This is a genomic window from Pantoea sp. LMR881, from assembly GCF_027157825.1.
Classification (GTDB): domain Bacteria; phylum Pseudomonadota; class Gammaproteobacteria; order Enterobacterales; family Enterobacteriaceae; genus Pantoea; species Pantoea haifensis.
The window spans coordinates 55,825-75,250 of the sequence record NZ_JAPVOK010000006.1 but is presented as its reverse complement, the minus strand read 5'-3'; the positions used below and the strand labels follow the sequence as shown (position 1 = coordinate 75,250).

The window sequence follows — 19,426 nt, the reverse complement described above, 5'->3', positions numbered from 1 at the left end:
CGGATAATAAGTGGTGGTAAAGCCGGGCGCATCTGTTTCTCCTGACGTCATGACACCGCCTGGCGACAGTGCGTACATACAGAAGCATTTGACTGTCCGATAACGCGCTTAAGAAAATCCTGTGTCCGCGGCTCTTGTGGACGTAATAAAACCTCCTCTGACGGGCCATGCTCCACGATTTTGCCACTGTGCAGGAAGCACACCCGATCAGCCACTTCTCTGGCAAATTGCATTTCGTGGGTAACCACTACCATCGTCATGCCTTCATTTGCCAGATTACGCATCACTTGCAACACGTCACCCACCAGTTCAGGATCAAGGGCTGAGGTCGGTTCGTCGAATAAGATGGCCTGAGGTTGTAAGGCCAGCGTGCGGGCGATGGCGACGCGCTGCTGTTGTCCTCCTGATAACTGCGCTGGCCAGGCATTGATTTTATCCGCCAGTCCGACCATCGCCAGCAATTCCTTAGCGCGTTTTTCTGCCACCGCACGAGACTCGCCATTAACATGTAACGGGCCTTCCATGACATTTTCAAGCACGCTTCTGTGGGGAAACAGGTTAAATCGCTGAAAAACCATGCCGATCTGGCGGCGTAAGGCATTGATGCTTTTATGGCGGCTCTCTACCTTCTGATCCAGCACCCGTATTTCACCCTCTTCATAGGTTTCCAGACCGTTAATACAGCGCAGAAGGGTCGATTTTCCCGATCCCGAAGGGCCAATCAGACACACAACTTCGCCTTTATTGACGCTAAAGCTCACCCCTTTCAAGACTTCCACATGTGAAAACCGCTTATGGACGTTGCGTATTTCGATCATATCAGGCTCCTTTCATTCGGCGATTTTCAAGGCGTTTGGTCAACGCGAGCAGCGGCAGGCAAAGCACCAGATAAAGCAGGGCGACAAGGGTATAGACAGTGGTGTTGTCAAAAGTTGACGCGGCAATAAGTTGTCCCTGACGCGTCATTTCAGTTACGGCGATAGTGGAAGCCAGCGCGGAATCTTTCAGCATCATTACCAGCGTATTACTGTAGGGAGGAAGGGCAACGTGAAAAGCTTGCGGAAGCAGAACCCGACGCATCGCTTTATTAAAGCTCATGCCCATAGAACGGGCGGCTTCCAGCTGCCCGCGATCAACGGACTCAATACCGGCGCGGAAAATTTCAGCAATATAGGTCGAAAAGCAGAAGGCGATACCAATAACACTGGCCTGGAATGAGGTTAAGGTGATGCCGATATCAGGAAAGACAAAGTAAATATAGAAAAGCACCACGATCATCGGCAGACCGCGGGTAATATTGATAATAATGGAGACGGGCCAGGATATTATTTTGAACGGACACATTTTTGCAGCAGCAAACAGCAAGCCTAAGGGGGTGCTGATAATTAACGAGAAAATTGTGATGTAAATCGTCATTTCTGCGCCTTTCAGCAAAAACGGCATATAAGTATGGATGCTGCTCCAGTCCATTTCTCACTCCTGTATTAACGGCGTTAGCGTGTGTCCTGAGACAAGAATGATGCGTTTAATTCATTTAAATGAATATCTACTCACGTCCGTCAGCTGTCAACGGCTTTAAATAAAAACCGCATAGGCTTTACTTATCGTCGTCATAACAACATTGAATGGGAAATATTGCCTTGTTATTTATAAGAATAATTCCTTGGTGCTCATGATTTTTATTATTTGGTGATAATGTATTTGACAACGGCTGTTTGATTTTCATTATATTGAAAATAAATCTTACGTCTCATTTCGCTACCAGGAGTGTTTTATGTCAGCTTCACAGATAAAGCTTTCTGCTCTCTCTCGCTGTTTCGCTGCTGGACTTATTTTCACCACCACGTTTGCCGCGCAGGCGGCAACCTGGACCGCAGGATCGCCGCCGTCGAGTGCGCCCACGACCTTTCTTGATACAAAAACAGGAAAAATCGAAGGATTTATGCCTGATGTTGCTGCTGAAATTGCTAAAAGAGAAAAGCTTGACGTGAATTTTACGGCCGTCCCGTTCTCAACCTTGATTCAGTCGGTTATCGCGGGAAAAATCGACATGATTGTGGCGGGCATGACGCCTACTCCTGAACGGGCTAAAAGGATCTCCTTTTCACAAGAGGTAACGGCGTTTGGCGCTGGACTGGTTGTAAAAGATGACAATAAAAAAGCCTACCATTCCTGGCAGGATTTAAAAGGCGACATCGTCGGCAGCATGGCGGGTACCGATTATACGCAGTCACTGATAAAAAGCGGCATTGCAAAAGAGGTGAAAGTTTATGACAGCCCTGCTGACATGACCCGTGATCTTTCTCTTGGGCGCATAGCGGCCGGCATGAATGATTATCCTATTCTCAAAGCGCAGGAAAAAGCGGGCGGTTTGAAAGGCATGCATGTGGTTGAAGGTTATAAACCTGAATCCGTTTCGCCGATGGCTTTCGGTGTAAAAAAAGGAAATGAAGCCTTGCTGGCGAAAATTGATGATGCGTTAACGAAAATGAAAGCCGATGGTTCATTAGATGCCTTAAAAGCCCGGTGGGGCATGCCATAAATAATTTTTGGCTGACCTGAACATAAGGCTAAATTGTTTATCCTGCGTTTATTCCTGGTTAATGCTTATGCCTGAAGCGAATGCCTGTTGCAGTGGGTTATTTTAAAGCGTAACGGAACAAATGCTGAAGGGCAGCTTCTCTCGCTGTGAATTTTCTGAAATTACGATGCTCGAAAATAATGCGGATGACGGCCTGACAGCAGGAATAATATTGAATGAACAGTGTGAAGCAGGACGAATTCGGGCCGGGCGCGCTTGAAGCCGATATCGGTGCACGCCTGAAATGCATCCGCAAGGCCCGAAAAATGACCATTAACGAACTGGCGATGCTGGCGAACGTTTCTGCTGGAGCGATCAGTCAAATTGAGCGTAATCAGGCTAACCCGACAGTCAGAGTATTGGAGCAATTAAGGCTGGTTCTGAAAGTGCCGCTGACGGCTTTTCTTGAAGGATCCACGGCCACGTTGCGTGGCACAGAATATTACATTCGCCGCCTGGCTGAACGACCACATTTCAACGTTGGCAGGCAGGGGATTGCAAAGGAGATGTTATCTCCCGCTGGCGACCACGCTGTTCAGTTTATGTTTATTGTCATTCCGCCAGGCGTACGTTCCGATGAGATGTTGATGGGACAAGGTGAAAAAGCCGGAATCATTATGAGCGGAGAGCTGACGCTGGAACTGGAGGGTGAATCAACCATTCTGTTTCCTGGCGACAGTTTTCAGTTTAAGAGTTCGCTTAAGCACAACATTTTCAACCATACCGACAAAGAGGCGAGGGTGCTCTGGATCATGCACATCCTGCCCGATCACCATCTCTGATAATAAGCAAAGTGGTGGAACTATTCATATCTCCTGCTCACCGCAGAGATAAACAGAGGTCTATGTATGCGCATCAACGTTGACGCAGTTCCGGACAGCCCTGATTTTCCTGATAGTGTGGATGTTATTGTTATCGGCGGAGGCATTATAGGCACCTCTGTAACCTATGAACTGGCGAAACGCGGGGTATCCGTGGCACTGTTTGAAAAAGGTGTCATAGGCGGCGAGCAGTCAGGTCGCAACTGGGGCTGGGTGAGGCAACAAAATCGCGACATTTACGAACTGCCTGTTGCCATTCGCAGCCTGCAACGCTGGGAAGCCCTGGGCGCGGAAACGGGGCGCGATCTCGGTTTTCGCCGTACCGGCATACTGTACGGCACCACCAGTGAAGCCGATTTGGCAAAATGGGAAGCCTGGGGTGAAAAAGCCCGGTTTGCAGGATTCGAAAGTCACCTGCTCTCCGCAAAAGAAGCCGGTGAACGTATCGCTGGTGAGACTGCCTGGAAAGGTGGCGTCTGGTCACCCACAGACGGACGTGCAGAACCGTCTAAAGCGGCGCCGGCACTGGCGCTGGGCGCACAAAAGCTGGGCGCATATGTTCATCAACGCTGCGCGGTGAGAGGGCTTGATATTGCTGCCGGGAAAGTCGCGGGCGTCTGGACTGAGCATGGGCGGGTAAAAGCGGGGCGGGTGATCTGCTGTGGAGGTGCCTGGAGTTCGCGTTTTTGTAAACGCTATGGCATTGAATTACCCAGCGCGAACATACTGGGTACAGCCTTTAAAACTACCCAGGCTCCAGAGGTGATTAAAGGGTGCCTGAGCATGCCTGATCTGGCGATTCGCCGCCGCCTGGATGGAAGCTATACCGTTGCCGTGCCGGGAAGAGGCACGCTCGATTTGGCACCGCAAAACCTGCGTCATGCTACCCGTTTTTACCCGATGTACCGCAGCAAAATTGCCAAAAACTTAAGTTCCGTCTCAACCGCGCTTTCTTTTCCGGCCCGGAGGCGTCTGGCTCCTGGAAAACAGATGGTATTTCCCCTTTTGAAAAGAGTCGGGTGTTAGATCCTGCGCCGGATAGCACATTACTTAACGACGCTATCAAACGGCTGGAGCGTGAATTTCCCGCGTTAAAAGGCATAGCCATCGATTATGCCTGGGCAGGCTGGATAGATACCACACCCGATCTGGTTCCTGTCATTGATGAAATTCAGGCCATACCGGGTTTGATCATCGCTTCAGGATTCAGCGGTCACGGTTTTGGTATCGGTCCTGGTGCAGGGGAGCTTTGTGCCCAGTTGGTTACCCATGAAAAACTCTATACCGACATCACGCCCTATAGCCTGAGCCGCTTTGCCAGGGGTAAGGCAATACGCGAGCCTCAGATGATGTAGTTTGGCTTTTTCTGCGGTTGCGGGAGGCAGAACAAACAACTGAGAGGCGTGTTAACTACTCCTCTCAGTCAGCTTTTTTAAGACTGGATGAAGGCAAGCAGGTCGGCATTGATCACGTCTGCATGGGTAGCGTGCATACCGTGAGGAAAGCCAGGATAAATGTTGAGAGTCCCGTTGGTTAACAACTTGTCCTGCAGAATAGCGGCATTTTCGTAAGGTACGATTTGATCATCATCACCCTGCATAATGAGTGTCGGCACCGTAATGGTTTTCAAATCTTCAGTCTGGTCTGTTTCTGAAAAGGCTTTAATGCCTTCGTAATGGGCTTTCGCACTGCCGTTCATACCCTGACGCCACCAGTTCTGAATAATTCCTTGCGAGACCGCTGCGCCAGTCCGGTTAAAACCATAAAAAGGGCCAGATGCCACATCAAGGTAGAACTGAGCACGATTAGCCGCGAACGCACGGCGAAAACCATCAAAAACGTCAACTGGCGTACCGCCGGGATTATCCGCCGTCTTAACCATCAAAGGTGGAACGGCACTGATCAGAACAGCTTTCGCAACCCGTCCCTGTGGCTGACCATAATGCGCGACATAGCGGGCAACTTCACCTCCTCCTGTCGAGTGACCAACGTGAACCGTGTTGTTTAAATCTAAATGTTCAACAACGGCTGAAACGTCAGCGGCGTAATGATCCATATCGTGTCCGTCACTGACCTGATCTGAACGTCCATGGCCACGGCGGTCAATAGCGATAACGCGAAAGCCTTTTTCGAGAAAAAACAACATTTGAGCATCCCAGTCATCTGCGCTTAAGGGCCATCCATGATGAAAAACAATAGCTTGTGCGTTTTGGGGACCCCAGTCTTTAAAATATATATTTACGCCGTCTTTGGTTGTAACAAATGACATAGCACTAACTCCTCTGTTGAACGAAGGGAAACAGAACAGGTGTTGGGCTTTGCGCATGAGGCGAGGACAATTTACAGGGCAGTTAAGAGCTAAATGTTCAGTAAGTTATGCAGCGAATATGGAAAGTGTTTATTGCTTCCCCGCGTTACGCATGACTTAAAAGGTAGTGTAAACAGAAACAGACGTGGTAAATGTTACGCATTAAAAGGCATATGAAGTCCGTATGAACAGATTTTATGTGAAAAAACGCCTGCGTATTAACAGCTTAACGCAATCACAGCAGGCGAGACATCAGGCGATGTTTACTTAGCGTAGTGCATACCTTCCAGCTTCATTCCATCCGGATCGAGAAAGAACACGGCGTAATAATCGGGATAATATTCACCTGCTGCATCAACAATGGTGACATTGTTCTCTTCCAGCCATGCCTGTAACTGATCAACATCCTGACGGCCGTTCAGTGACCAGGCATAGTGATGAAAACCGGGGTTACCCAGCCGATAAGGATTTTTCACGCCTTGTTCATCGGCCTGATAGATCCATAGCCGGGTCGTGCCATCGGTCCAGCCCATGGCCTGCGGCTTCTCATCTAAAACATCGAATCCCAAAAAGGTCATCAACCCGTGATAGAACGTTCGTGATGCAGCGAAATCACTAACGGATAACACAATATGATCGACTGCCTGTACGCGTGACATTTTTACCTCCGTAGTTAACCGGGTAACCCTCTGTTTAAGCGTAGTCAACCCGGGGCACGCTGACTTGCGATGAGTACCACGCTCTCTACGGGCAGCGGTTTTTGCGCTGGTTTATCGTTAACAGAGAGACAAACTTTCATGTCGCTGTTTATCGCGTCGGTAACAATTTATTATCAAAACAGGTGTTGCCGCTTCGCAGTCCGGTGCGTTAGCTGCTGGCTGGCTCAGCGTATGTCGCATGGCTTCCATGATATCGGCCACAGGAATTGCAGCTTTTCCGGCAAGCCACCGTAACCGGCGTATTCGTCTGGCTCCCAGCAGGCATTACAGCGTAACGGCTCTTTAATAAAGGCGTATAATCAACATTATGTTAAATAAATGCAGGTTATTCTCTGGGTAGCAGTAATAAAATGAGCATGAATTTCTGATGCTACCTCTTTTGGACAATACACGTTGGCATGCCGTACCGGCAGCGGCCCTGTGTTAAAACCCCGCCAACGGATCTCCCACAGCGAAGCCATCAGGATGAAGAAAAACCGCACGCCCACGCCACACGACGCGGTGTCCAAAATCTTCGATGAACTGGCTGCAGCTGTTCAGCGAGCCTGAACGGGCAGCAGGTGCTGGTAAACTACTTGATTCAGGCGGGTGAAACGCCGGATGCGGAAGCCGTTATTCGCGAACTGGCACACCGCGTGCCACAGCATGAGGACGAACTGATGACAATTGCACAACAGCTTGAAGAAAAAGGCCGGGAAAAAGGGCGTCAGGAAGGGCTGGAAAAAGGACGGCAGCCTGGCGGGCTGGAAGCCAGCCGGGAAATTGCCCGTAACCTGCTGGCAAACGGCATGGATAGCGTTTCTGTCATGAAAATGACCGGCCTGTCCGAAGAAGAACTGCAGCAAATCCGCCACTGAGTTCCGGTTAAAGCCTGACGGGTCGGCAAGCATCCGGCAGGCTTAATTCACTTCTGAATCGCATATTGGGTTAATCATTTACCCTGCCGCGTGTCGCAAACTGCCACTATAGTTGTGAAAGCTATTCGCCTTTCTTCACACCCGTTCAAAAGGAGTTTTCATGAGTCAACTTTTCTCCGGAATCAACATTGGTGAGCTATCGCTGGATAACCGCATTGTCATTGCGCCGATGTGTCAGTATTCCGCTGATGAGGGTAAAGCGACCGCGTGGCACCGTATTCATCTTGGTCAACTGGCGTTTTCTGGTGCGGGCTTAATGATTATCGAAGCAACGGCAGTTGAGGATATCGGCCGGATCTCGCCTGGGGATCTGGGATTATGGGATGATAAAACTGAAGCAGCATTGCAATCGGTGCTGAATGATATCCGCCAGTATTCTGGTGTTCGTATCGGTATTCAGCTTGGCCATGCCGGACGTAAAGCTTCCTGCGCTGTGCCCTGGGCAGGCGGAAAGCAAATTAGTATAAACGCGGGCGGCTGGCAAACTATTGCTCCGTCGGCAGTGGCTTTTAGTGAAGACGATACACTGCCTGCTGCAATGAGCGACGACGATATGAAACGTGTAAAACAAGCGTTTGTCGACAGTGCACAACGAGCCGTCCGGACAGGAATAGAACTTATTGAGATTCATGCGGCACATGGTTATCTGCTGCATCAGTTTCTTTCACCGCTTTCTAACAAGCGTAGCGATGAGTATGGCGGTTCGCTGGAAAACAGAATGCGCTTTCCGCTTGAGGTTTTTCAGGCAGTACGGAATGCCGTGCCGGAAAATATACCGGTTGGCGTCAGGATTTCAGCCACAGACTGGGTAGAGGGCGAAGGCTGGGATGTGGCTCAGTCCATCGCCTTCTCAGAACAGCTCGAATCGCTTAACTGTGCCTATATTCATGTTTCCAGCGGTGGGTTAGCGCAACAGCAAAAAATCAAGGTACAGGCTGGCTATCAGGTGCCTTTCGCTCGAGATATTAAGCAACATCTCACTATTCCGGTGATTGCTGTTGGTCTGATAACCGAGCCTCAGCAGGCAGAAGATCTGTTGAAAAACGAAGAAGCAGATCTGGTCGCCCTGGCACGCGGCATTCTTTATGATCCCCGCTGGCCCTGGCACGCGGCGGCAGAATTGCAGGGAACGGTTAACGTACCGCCACAATATCTTCGCTCCGAGCCCCATGGCATTAAAGGAACGCTTGAAGCGGATGAGTAATAGCTAAATGTTAAAAACCCCGTAAACGGCTCACCGGATACGGGGTTTTTGCTACGGGTTACCCTGACCTGAACGGTTGATACGTTGATCTTTAACCGTTTATTTCGCCACAGGATTAGCCACTGGCACAATTTTAGTGCTGGCTGGTTTTAAGCCAAACAGGGTTGCCAGCACAGGAATACGTTTGATAAAGCCATAGCAGCAGGCACTTAGTATCAAAGCAACCGTTGTCACTGCAACGACATAAGTAACAGAAAGATTATCCGGGAAATAATCATCCAGAAGCCAGGCCAGTGAAATGGTTAACGGATAGTGCATGATGTAGACCACCAAAGCCGAATCGACGATGCCATTCACCAAACGATTTTCTTTCAGGCGCATTTTCTCAAAACAGAAAACAATCCAGTAGGAGAAAATAACAGAGAAAACGCTGGATGCCAGAGCGGGTAAATACTTCATCACCCCGCCAGGGTTGTAATGAAAAGTAGCATAAAAGGCGGCATAACAAACAAGCGCCAGCGCAGCCACCAACCCTGAATGCAGCAACGGACTTTTAGCAATCTCTGGGATCTTATCTCTGTTGAGATACAGCGCATAACCGGCTGCGTAGTAAACGCAGAAACGGGCGGTCACCGGAATTAACGACACCAGTTCACCTGCATCTTTCAGTAAAAACTTCAGCACGAAAAAGAAATTGCAACTCACGATGAGTGTACCCACCAGCACCGGGAATGGCAGACGGCGGAAAATTGCCGCGATCTTCGCGTATACCGAACCCGGAATGAAAAACGACATGGCTGATAACGAGACCAGGAACCACAGGTGGTGAAGGTGCGTGTAACCCTCTGCTAATCCCGCAGCGGTTATCTCACTGCCTTTAATCGTTGCAGCAAGCAGGTACATGACGCCAGGAATAAAAGCGAAAGCAGAGATAAGGGGACAAGCACCCTTTTCTTTCGATTTTGAATAAAGAAATCTTTCCCTTTGCGTAAAAACACCATCGCTGAAAACATGCCTGATAAAAAGAAAAAAGCTTCCATTCGGAACGTATGGACAAACTCAATCAGGGAGGTAAAAAACGCCGATTCATTTTTTTCTGACAGGTAATACCAGGAATTCCCTCCGGGTAAACTGCGTGCTGCATGGTACAGCACGCCTTCTAAAATAAGCAGCGCACGTAAAAAATCGAGGCCTGTATTTCGCGTTGATAAAAATGAAGTTTTATCCACTTTCTCCGCCTTAAGGTTTTTTATTACTTTATTTTAAGTTGGGTCTGTTTGGCACTGGTGAAAAAAGTAAGCACCGTTAAACAAAACGGCGTGTGTTTATTTGGCCCGACTGTAACAGACATCCCTCAGGCAAAACGACGTTTTACATGAGGAAACATAATGGTATCAGCTTTTACATTATGCATTAACAGAGTCAGGAAATATTCGGATAAACCTCATAATGAATAAAAGAGGTTATCGTTTTTAATGCACACGCCGAAAAAGTAAGTAAGCCAAAAAATGAAATATCTTTTAACTTTATGATAGGTAATGGTTAAGTTTTGATATCCCGCACATGGGTGGTCTTGGTAGTTAGCAAGCTAAGTTATTTTATTTATGATTCAGGCGCGTATCAGGCAGGTATGATTTAAAGAATAATCTTAAGCCTGACAGTGAAACTGATTAGCAAAGGTGATGGCGATGAAAAAATGTTTCAAAGTTTAGCCGTGCTGTTTTTAACATTTCATCCGTTAAATGGGACTGTTCCTATTCCCTGCCAGGGCAAAAATGATAAATCACGCTTTCGGATTGTTTCGTTCAATGCCCCTTTGTTACCCTGATGTCACACAGGCAATCCGGTTGCAGGATAAGCATCATGTATACACGTCAAAGGTAAATTCAATGAGGCTACATATTTCTTTTTCAATAATGTTTTCCTTATTTGCTCTCTTTTCTGTTTTGAGCGGGACGGTACATGCAGCTGATGCTCAAAAGGACTTTATTATTGCGGCTTATGGCGGATCCAGTACCAAAGGTGTGATGGCAGTAAAAAAGAAGGGAAACTAAAGTCGGTTATCACAAAAGAAAATGAAATAGCTGTGCTTAATACGCTTTTAAAAGATAAATATGGTCCGGGTATTCGCGTTGTTAATTATGGCGCGCCGTCTGCACAGGCACTGGAGTTACTGACAGGTGAATATCATTACCGCAAAAATAAAACCTGGCGTGAGGAGATGGAAACATCGGAAGCTAAAATTATTATTCTTAATTTTGCCATGAACGATGCCCGGCACTATCGTTTCAAAGATACTGAACCTGATTATATTGTCAGTCCGGTAAAATATAGCGAAGTGATGTCAAAGCTGATTGAAATTGCGCGTGCCGAAGGCAAAGCGGTGATTGTTCAGGAACCGCATCCCATTTGCGGGCGTATCGCACGTGTGAAGTTAGAACCTTATGTTTCCAGTCTGAATGCTGTTGCCCGGTCAGAATCGGTGCCTCTGGTTCCCCAGTTTGAACGGATTAAAAAAATGGATAACTGGCAGGCCTTAATGTCACCAGACTGTACTCATCCTTCCAGCGAGCTGTATAAAAATAAAGCGCAGGCAACCTTTGCTGTTCTCGAAAAAAGCTTCGGTACGCAACTGGCCGCTTATCAAAAAAATATGCAAACGCTTGATCAAACCTCAGTGGCTAAACAAAGCGTATCGCCGCAACCGTAGTGATTTGTTATGAATTGTACGGCTGAACCGTACAATTCATAATGCGTCTCAGTGGTGGCTTATCCAGGAGCCCGTTTAAAATGTCCAGCGTATCCCTGCATTGTAACGCCAGCCTTTCGCGCCGTTTCCGTCAATTTCTTTGCGGTAATCAGCTTCAGCGTAGAGCGAAACATCATTTTTAAAGCGGGTGGTACCGCCAATGCCGACATCCCACATTTGACCAAATTTACCGCTTTCGAAGCGTTGGTTACTGTCACTGTCAGCGGAGCCCACTTTCACCTTCGCCGTTCCACCCCAGCCGTGATAATAGTTAGTGCGGATATAAGGCGTGTACTGACGCTGACTGTCATCCTGCCAGGTGCGATCCAGACGCGCGCCCAGACGTCCGATGGTTTGCTCATAAGCATCCCAGGCGACGCGGGTGCGATCGCTGTCGGTGAAATCATCCATTTTAAGGTTCAGATACGTCAGCTGTGCCTGCGGTTCAAGGCGCAATCCGTTTGCAAAGGTCAGCGAATAACCTGACTCCAGCGACGCGGTCCATCCATCCCCTTTTGGTGATCCTGCCTCTTTTTCACGGGCGATATCGGTTTCACCGCGATGCCAGTTCCAGGCCAGCGAACCGTCCAGATAGAAACTGTCACGCTGCCAGGTGGTGTAGAGCGCGAGGCTGTCACTGTCGAAAGTCGTGGAGCTGTACCCGTCTGCGGCGTGCGGACGTATCCGCGTGTTGCCGCGCGTATAGGCGATGCCGCCGCGCAGGCTGTCACGCACGCCATCCCTGCGTAGCAGGTTGCCGCCCAGTTGAACGGCGCTGTAATCGAGATCGAAATCATAACCGTACTGACTGACATCGCGGTGACTTTTATAGTCCAGATTTGAACCGAGATAGCGAATAAACATCTCGCCACTCAATGCGTCCGTGTTACTTTGCTGATGACGTAACTCACCGAGGCGTTTATGCAGATCGTCGGTGATCGCCAGCGTGTAATAGGCCAGACCCAGAGGTGCTGAAATATAGGAGGGCACCTGCGGTATCACTGCTGGTCGCACCGCTGCCTGGGTGCTTCCTGTTTGCGGCTGGCACAGCGAACCCCCTTCACAAACATAACTGTTGGCGAGGCGATAATCCCAGAAGGCGTTACCGCTGCCGCTGAGCTGGCGCTGGCTGGCACTGCTCGTACCCGGTGTAAAACTGTACAGGCTGTATTGCCACGGCCCTGACGCCACGTAGCCCTGTTTCAACACGAAACTGCTGGCGCTGGCATTACCTGAAACCTGTACCAGCGAGACGCCTTCGGTGGCTTCGATTACGCCGTCGCGGTTAGTATCCGCCTGTTCGCCAGCCACCAGCCTGTCGTCGATAAAGGTCGTACCGCTGACGCTGCCGTTGACAAGCAGCCTGTCACTCTGCGTGGCGGTGGAATTGAGTTGTACAGTTCCGCCTGCTGACGCCAGCTCTCCGTCGATAGTCAGCGTATTACTGGCGGTGTTGCTTCCGTTAGTCAGATCCAGCGTACCGGCATTATTCACGACGAGAGAATCGTCAGTGGCACCCTGCAACAGTGGATTAACGTTATCACCCGCGAACAGCGTCGAACCGCTGTCGATATTGATGGTGCTGTGCGCAAGTTTGATGTTATCGGTCAATGTCCACTTTGAGCGGGAGAAGTTAAGCGTGCTCCATCCGGCACCGAGATTAGTGCCTTTGCTCAGATCATCGCTAACAAAGGAGCCACCGCGCGCCTCGATCTCACTAAAACTCAGCGTTGCGCCCGCGCCGCTTGCAGCGGTGATGTGACTGGTCTTCGCCAGGCTTACTTTTTGCACCCTGGCCTGATTATCGCTGCCGCTGCCCATTGTCAGGCTGCCATTTAACGTTCCGCCGGTGACAAGAAGTGAATCGCTGCCGTTGCCGGTATTCACATCTCCAGTCACGTTGCCGTCCAGCAGGGCAATGACGTCATCGGTTGCTCCGCCAGCCACCACAACGGTTTCCGGGAAGGGGGCAAAAATGTTCCCTTCATTGAGGAACACCGTCTGACCGCCGCGTAAGTCGATGATTGGCGCGACCAGGCTTAATGAGGTGATTGAACCCTGGTTGATCACTTCACTGGCGGTGCTGGTCACTATCGCTGAGCCACCGTTGGTATCCCGGATCACAACAGAACCCTGAGAAATTACCCTGCCGGTGGTATCAGCACGGATGCCGGTGCCTTCGCCTGAAACGAGGATGGAATAGTTCTTCCCGATCACCAGATCGTTATCTGTTGTTGAGCCGTCGGCATTGGCAAACAGATAACCGGTGCCGCCGTTGCTGACGTTGATGAAGGCGCTGCCTTCAGGATCGAAGGAGGTTGCAGAGCGAATGCCGGTGCCACCGCTTACGTCGAGCATGACGTTTTGCAGTGAAATGTTTGCCGTTTCGGCGCGGTTGTTGATAACGCTACCGCTGCCGTAGACACCTAAAATGATGTCGTTGGCCTCAAACCAGGCGGCACCGTTATCCAGTAACAGCGTGTCAGCACTACCGCTGGCGGTCAGGGTGCTGCGGCCCTGACCCTCTCCATAGAGGTTTAGCCCCGCCTCGTTGCCAACACGTAACGCGGCGATACCATCATCCACTCGCAGTTCGCTGTCCATCGGCACATACTCACCTTGACCACTGTTGACATCCACGCCGATGCCCGACGCCACATGCACGCTGCCACGGTTGGTAAAATTGCCCTTGTCATACAGGCGTACACCTGTGCTGTTATCCCCGGTTAAATCGACGCGCCCCGGGTATTGATTGAACAGCCGTGCGCCGCTACCCACAGCAAAGGCTGTGATATTTTTGCCCTCACCCGCAATTTGAGATGCGGCATAAATCGTTGCGTCACTGCCGTCGCTGACCGCGCCGACGCTATTTTCGCCGTTCAGCGTAATAGCGTTTGAAAGCGTAGCTTCTGCGCCATCGGTCACGCGCACTGCCGTTGCGGCTTCGCCGTTAACGGTGAAAACGGTCGTGCCGAATAAAGTGGTGCCGGTGCCAGAACCTGTAATCCCGTTGCTGCCTGCACCGCTTAACGTGACGTTAGGCGCGGTAAGGGGATAGAAGGAAGCCCCTGTGACAAGACGGTACAGCGTCGAGCCGTCCGTACTGACATCGGTATCACCACTGCTGCTGACCAGGCTGGAATTTACATCGAGCGCCTGATAAGCGGTCTGGTTGGCGCTGTGAAACACGACCTTGCTGTCTGTTCCAAGGTTAAGCGTTGCGCCTGCCCAGGCTTGTGCGCCCAGAACATTTTCGCCGTAAAGATTGATGGTACCGTTCTGGTTGATGCGGGCCAGCGGGTAACTGGCCGATGCACCGATAGTCGGTGATAGCAGAATACTTTCTCCCGCGCTGACGTTTAGCGTACCGCTGTTAGTAATCACGGTTGATCTGAGATTATCGCCAGCAAAAGGATTAGCATTCGCACTAAGCCCGGTGCTGCTGCGCGTCACGCTGATATCGCCACTGTTGATGACGGTTGAACCGGAATAGGCTTCAATGGCATGGGTTCCCTGGCCGCCGAACGTGATGTTGCCCGTATTGATCAACTGAGCATGATTGGCTGCGACCAGACCGTTTTGCCAGTCAGCGGCACCGTTGATGGCAGCATGGTTAATGAGCAGGCTGTCATCAGAGGGTTTTGAATTTGGATCGATATAATCGCCGACCAGGTTACGTTTCATGCCGTCCACTAATGCTGCTCTTCCTGTGTCAGCGGTTATGTTTATCTGGGTGTTCGCATCAATGATGCCAAGAGCACCGTTTTCTATTACTAAACCGGTGGCGATCTGGCCAATGTTGATTGTTGCGCCGTGAGTATAGACCTGTGTGCCGTCACCACTTCCCATCACGCCAGTGGAGAAAAATGTATCCGCGGTAAGGGTCATACCACGTCCATCAAAAATCGCGCCATCCTGATAGCGAAACAGCGTGTTAAACCAGTTGGACGTTGTATAGCTGCCGTTGGCGGGGAGATTAATTCTGGCTTCCGGGCCGATCGCATAAACACCAATTTGATACTGACCGCCGTTCAGGCGTGGCACCGCGTCGGACGTCACGTTAACGGTGGCATTACCTTCGGCGCGAATGCCGACAGCCGAGTTGCCATTAAGGTTTATCGGCCCGCTAAGATCCGCTTTGACACTGCTGCCCTCTTGGCCAGTCAGCCAGACGGCGGTATTGATTGTGCTGAAAATGGAATCGGCGTCACCGTTGACATTTATCGTGCCGCCAGAGAACGCGCTGGCGCTGTTGCCGTCGCGGGCAATGATTTTCATCGCGGTGCTATTATCGCCGTTCAGGTTAATGGTGCCGGTGTTGCCAACGCGCCCGCCACTGCCAGAGTCAAGTACCAGCATGCCGATGTTTTCAGCGGGCTGAAATTGCGCGCGTCCATTGATATCAATCACGCCATTGTTGAGCGCCAGTGCATTCGGCCCCGCTTCAACGCGCATGGCAACCGCGTTCTGTACTCCGGAACCAATAACAATATGACCGTTGTTGATGGCGCTGGAATCATGGACCTGGCTGATTGCGCTGAGACCGCCGCTCAGATTGATAGCCACATCCGTTGTGTCGCTGGTTTGACTATTCTGCGCAGCGCGACCAAGATAAATCGTGCCGTCATCCGCATTGGTAAAGCTGCCTTTTCCACTGAAACTTACGCCTGTCCCTGCGCTACTGCTATCAACGTCTGTGACACCGACATTGATATTGCCATGATTGATCGCGCTGCTGCTGCCCAGCCAGATAGCCTGACTCTCCCAAAATTCGGGGCCTTCACCAGGCGCAAGGTTAATTACGCCGTTGTTAGTGAACTGACTGCCAGAGGAGGCCGACACCGCTTTGCCGATATAGCCGAGCGTGCTGGGGTCTACCCCGTTGCCGTTAGCGTTATTAAAAAGCCACCGTTTATCACGCCGTTATTGATTCCGCTACTGCCATTGATTAATTCCAGCGCCTTGCTTTCTGACTGTGCTGGCCCGGTACTGGCGAGTTTGCCATCAATAATTGCGCTGGCCCCGTTACTGGCACGCATCACAGCGGTACTGTTGTTCACAACCTCCAGGGTTTTACCACGCGTGATTTTGATGCTGGCATCGGGACCCTCGGCGCTTAGCACTACCTGATCGCCCAGCGGCTCTGCTATCTCATCATTGAGATTATCGCTGCTCATGCGATACACCACGCTTTTGTCATTCAGAGAAAAAGCTTTATTAAATTCGGCGTTATAGTTTTCTGGGCTGAGATTAACGTCGGAGAGCTGAGCGATGAGCCAGTTGTTGTAATTGCGTAACTCATTGAGGTTATTAACGTTAAAGGTGCTGGTAGCGCCATCAAGGGTTGTTACGCTGAAAACGCCGCTGTAGTTGACTACGTTGCCCCTGTTATAGGCTAACCGATCACCGCTATAGGGTGGCGTGGCGGCGGTAAAAGTAATGCGGTTGTTTGAGTTCCAGTTCAGGTGCCCTTGTTTGCTGGCGGTAAATAATTCGCTCTGTTTCGCCGCCATTGACCAGCTGTTGGTGGTGGCACGGCTTGCAGCGCCTTGCCTGCCAATATCGACATTTATGGTGCCATTACTTACCGATGCCACCCGCGCATTAATATATTGCGCATCATTAACATCAATATAATCTGGCACTACCGTGTCGAGACCAATGACAGGCAAATGGGTCATAAAATCTGAATTATAAACCTGATACAGCGTATAGCTGTTGGATTCGACGTCAGGGATGCGAATGTTTAAGGTTTGTTGACCGATTTCGATACGCTCTTTCCCGGTCAAACTGTCATTAATGATGCGACCCTTATTTTGCAATTCGGTTAGCGTAATGCGCGTTTCACCCCTTTGCCGGGGGTAAATTGAGGCAGCCCGCTTAGCATTTGCGTGCTGCCGTTGCAGAGGCAGTAAACGCCTGCCTTATTGTCGTTCAGCTCCGGCGTATAAGGTTTTAATTCCGCCGCAGTGACATTAAACGCAGGGATCACCCCTTGCGCCGCGATAAGGCCCAGAAGTAAAGGATTTAATTTAAACAAGATGTTTTCCTCAACAGAGAAAATACAACGCCCGGATCAGGTTAACCGTTACGTTTCAGGCATTTTTGTTCAATTAAATATTTTATGTGAGGATGAGTAAGAATTTGGTGATGCAATTAACATCATTTCACTCATGAAATATTTATCGGAACTTGATAATTTTTTATTCAAGAGACTATTTCCGGACAAAATGCTGGAAATAAATATTTTATGCCTGGATCTTAATTGTGGTTTAAAGAAGAGTAAAATTAGTAGATTGCGTTTTAATTTAATTCCTTTTTTATTAAGAGCAGATACATAAATGACAGTGGATAAAAGTCTGACTACGCTAAGAGTTAAGCTAATCAGGCATTAATGCTTTTTCAGTGTTATAAAAAATAACCCCAGGATAAAAATCCCCAAAACAGGACCGGTTATTATTTTACTGCGTGCTTGTTTGATTTGTGGCTGGACTCAAATTAACGTTAGTGCATCTTTTAATTTTTACTCAAACCTCTCATCTTTTCTCCTTATTACCACGCGCGGGCTTCCTGGACTAAGTAAAGCGTCTGTGAGGGCGAACCGACAGCGACAAACCGGGTTGTCACGCTTACCGTTTCTATCCTTATAAAATCAAGGGACGCCGATGTCTGCTCATCACATAAGTTAATATAATGAGCATTATATGAAGCCATGACAGCGCGCAACGGAACGGGTAAGATAACTGCAAGCAAAACGGTGTAGATAACTGACCCTTAAATGACGTCGCTACGCGAATTCTGGAAGCATGAGCAGAGGGATAACCCGTCAGAACTGGCGTAGCGCGATCAATTCTTAACGAGCCGGATTACGAGCAGATATGACAGAAATTATACAATCCAGTGCCGTGCTTCCACTGACGGCTATCAGAGAAGATCTGTCCGCGCAGCTTGAGGCATTTGTGCAAGACCGTGAGGCGTTTTCACCGAATACCTGGCGTCAGTTACTCAGCGTAATGCGCATCAGTTATCAATGGGCGCAAAAAAATAGCCGCAGCTTTCTGCCGATGACGTCAGATGATTTACGTGACTATCTCACCTTTTTACAGGCCAGTGGCCGGGCTTCTTCAACTATCTCTACCCACGCTTCACTGATCTCAATGTTACACCGTAACGCGGGGATTCAGCCGCCGAATACCTCACCTCTGGTGTTCCGCACCCTTAAAAAAATCAACCGCACAGCGGTAGTGGCAGGTGAACGAACCGGACAGGCTGTGCCGTTCCGGCTGGCAGATTTGATGAAGCTGGATGCACTCTGGTCTGTATCAACACGCAAGCAGGACGTCCGTAATCTGGCCTTTTTACATGTGGCCTACAGCACGCTTTTGCGCGTCAGTGAACTGGCACGTTTGCGGGTGCGAGATATCAGCCGGGCTGAAGATGGCCGAATCATTCTCGACGTAGCATGGACTAAAACCATTGTGCAAACCGGCGGCCTGATCAAAGCACTGAGTGCCCTCTCATCACGTCGTCTGACGAAGTGGATTGCCGCTGCGGGGTTGGCGGGTGAACCTGATGCTTTCATTTTTTGTCCGGTTCATCGTTCAGACAAGGCGATCGTTAACACAGAGCGCCCGATGAGCACGCCGGCACTTGAAGAGATTTTTGCACAGGCATGGCGCGCTGCGGGGCCTGTTAAGCCGGTGAAAACCAATAAAAATCGTTATCGCGGCTGGAGCGGACACAGCGCCCGGGTGGGCGCGGCACAGGATATGGCAAAAAAGGGTATCCGGTGGCGCAAATCATGCAGGAAGGCACCTGGAAAAAGCCCGAAACGTTGATGCGCTACATTCGAAATGTTGATGCACACAAAGGGGCGATGGTTGATTTGATGGAACAACAGCAATCCGATACACCGTGAGCCTGCTTTAGTCTGGTGAAAATGCGCAGCTTAAAGAATGAGCTTTTCATCGGGTCAGGCAGGTACACCGCCCGTAACGCATCACATCCTGACAGTTGTCTATACCAGCACGGGTTATCCACAGAAAATGGGGACAGCCTGTGTATAGAAAAGTATGAAATCACCTAATCTTGCCTGAACCGTATCGCGGTGCGCTTTTACTGTTCACT

The 19,426-nt window shown here is 49.9% G+C and carries 12 protein-coding genes and 4 pseudogenes; 8 read left to right on the top strand and 8 right to left on the bottom strand.

All coding sequences use genetic code 11. The features are described 5' to 3' along the window. Positions 1–47: 47 nt before the first annotated feature. Entirely contained in the window at positions 48–818 is a 771-nt protein-coding gene (locus O3W44_RS23165; protein ID WP_269295030.1) for an amino acid ABC transporter ATP-binding protein, read from the bottom strand. 1 nt (position 819) lies between these two features. Next, complete coding sequence (locus O3W44_RS23160; protein ID WP_269295029.1) at positions 820–1,470, bottom strand: amino acid ABC transporter permease; 651 nt, start codon at positions 1,468–1,470, stop codon at positions 820–822. 304 nt (positions 1,471–1,774) lie between these two features. On the opposite strand from O3W44_RS23160, the gene O3W44_RS23155 reads away from it, so the two are divergent. The 3 genes and pseudogenes from O3W44_RS23155 to O3W44_RS23145 all read left to right on the top strand — a co-directional run bounded on the left by O3W44_RS23155 (position 1,775) and on the right by O3W44_RS23145 (position 4,757). Further along, the gene (locus tag O3W44_RS23155) at positions 1,775–2,542 is read left to right on the top strand and encodes a substrate-binding periplasmic protein (RefSeq protein ID WP_269295028.1); all 768 of its coding nucleotides are present in this window, start codon (positions 1,775–1,777) and stop codon (positions 2,540–2,542) included. 215 nt (positions 2,543–2,757) lie between these two features. Further along, complete coding sequence (locus O3W44_RS23150) at positions 2,758–3,363, top strand: helix-turn-helix domain-containing protein (RefSeq protein WP_269295027.1); 606 nt, start codon at positions 2,758–2,760, stop codon at positions 3,361–3,363. Between the two features lie 66 nt (positions 3,364–3,429). Next, a pseudogene (locus O3W44_RS23145) lies at positions 3,430–4,757 on the top strand (NAD(P)/FAD-dependent oxidoreductase). Positions 4,758–4,834: 77 nt separating this feature from the next. Here the strand turns inward: O3W44_RS23145 and O3W44_RS23135 are convergent. Then, positions 4,835–5,671, bottom strand: coding sequence for an alpha/beta fold hydrolase (locus O3W44_RS23135; protein WP_269295024.1), 837 nt, complete (start codon positions 5,669–5,671; stop codon positions 4,835–4,837). A gap of 302 nt (positions 5,672–5,973) precedes the next feature. Next, positions 5,974–6,369, bottom strand: a complete 396-nt coding sequence (locus O3W44_RS23130; protein ID WP_269295023.1) for a VOC family protein — start codon at positions 6,367–6,369, stop codon at positions 5,974–5,976. A gap of 605 nt (positions 6,370–6,974) precedes the next feature. Here O3W44_RS23130 and O3W44_RS23125 point away from each other — a divergent pair. Further along, positions 6,975–7,286 (top strand): annotated as a pseudogene (locus O3W44_RS23125) (Rpn family recombination-promoting nuclease/putative transposase); the annotation flags it as partial. Positions 7,287–7,446: 160 nt separating this feature from the next. Then, positions 7,447–8,550 (top strand): NADH:flavin oxidoreductase/NADH oxidase, encoded by a 1,104-nt coding sequence (locus tag O3W44_RS23120; RefSeq protein ID WP_269295022.1) that lies wholly within the window; start codon positions 7,447–7,449, stop codon positions 8,548–8,550. A gap of 99 nt (positions 8,551–8,649) precedes the next feature. Here the strand turns inward: O3W44_RS23120 and O3W44_RS23115 are convergent. Further along, a pseudogene (locus O3W44_RS23115) lies at positions 8,650–9,704 on the bottom strand (acyltransferase family protein). A 735-nt stretch (positions 9,705–10,439) separates the two neighbouring features. Between O3W44_RS23115 and O3W44_RS23110 the strand changes: the two are divergent. Both O3W44_RS23110 and O3W44_RS23105 read left to right on the top strand, forming a co-directional pair. After that, on the top strand, positions 10,440–10,604 hold the full coding sequence (locus tag O3W44_RS23110; RefSeq protein WP_269295021.1) for a hypothetical protein: 165 nt from the start codon (positions 10,440–10,442) through the stop codon (positions 10,602–10,604). Positions 10,605–10,636: 32 nt separating this feature from the next. Next, a complete protein-coding gene (locus tag O3W44_RS23105; protein ID WP_269295020.1) occupies positions 10,637–11,260 on the top strand; it encodes an SGNH/GDSL hydrolase family protein in 624 nt (207 codons plus the stop codon). Between the two features lie 75 nt (positions 11,261–11,335). On the opposite strand, the gene O3W44_RS23100 is transcribed toward O3W44_RS23105, so the two are convergent. The 3 genes from O3W44_RS23100 to O3W44_RS23090 are packed head-to-tail and all read right to left on the bottom strand — an operon-like array spanning position 11,336 to position 17,339. After that, a complete protein-coding gene (locus O3W44_RS23100; RefSeq protein WP_269295019.1) occupies positions 11,336–16,141 on the bottom strand; it encodes an autotransporter outer membrane beta-barrel domain-containing protein in 4,806 nt (1,601 codons plus the stop codon). A gap of 32 nt (positions 16,142–16,173) precedes the next feature. Beyond that, complete coding sequence (locus O3W44_RS23095) at positions 16,174–17,121, bottom strand: hypothetical protein (protein ID WP_269295018.1); 948 nt, start codon at positions 17,119–17,121, stop codon at positions 16,174–16,176. A gap of 5 nt (positions 17,122–17,126) precedes the next feature. Then, positions 17,127–17,339 carry a hypothetical protein gene (locus O3W44_RS23090; RefSeq protein ID WP_269295017.1) on the bottom strand — a complete coding sequence of 71 codons (213 nt, stop codon included), beginning with the start codon at positions 17,337–17,339 and terminating at the stop codon, positions 17,127–17,129. Positions 17,340–18,177: 838 nt separating this feature from the next. Between O3W44_RS23090 and O3W44_RS23085 the strand changes: the two are divergent. Continuing rightward, positions 18,178–19,217: pseudogene (locus O3W44_RS23085) on the top strand (tyrosine-type recombinase/integrase). Positions 19,218–19,426: the final 209 nt, after the last annotated feature.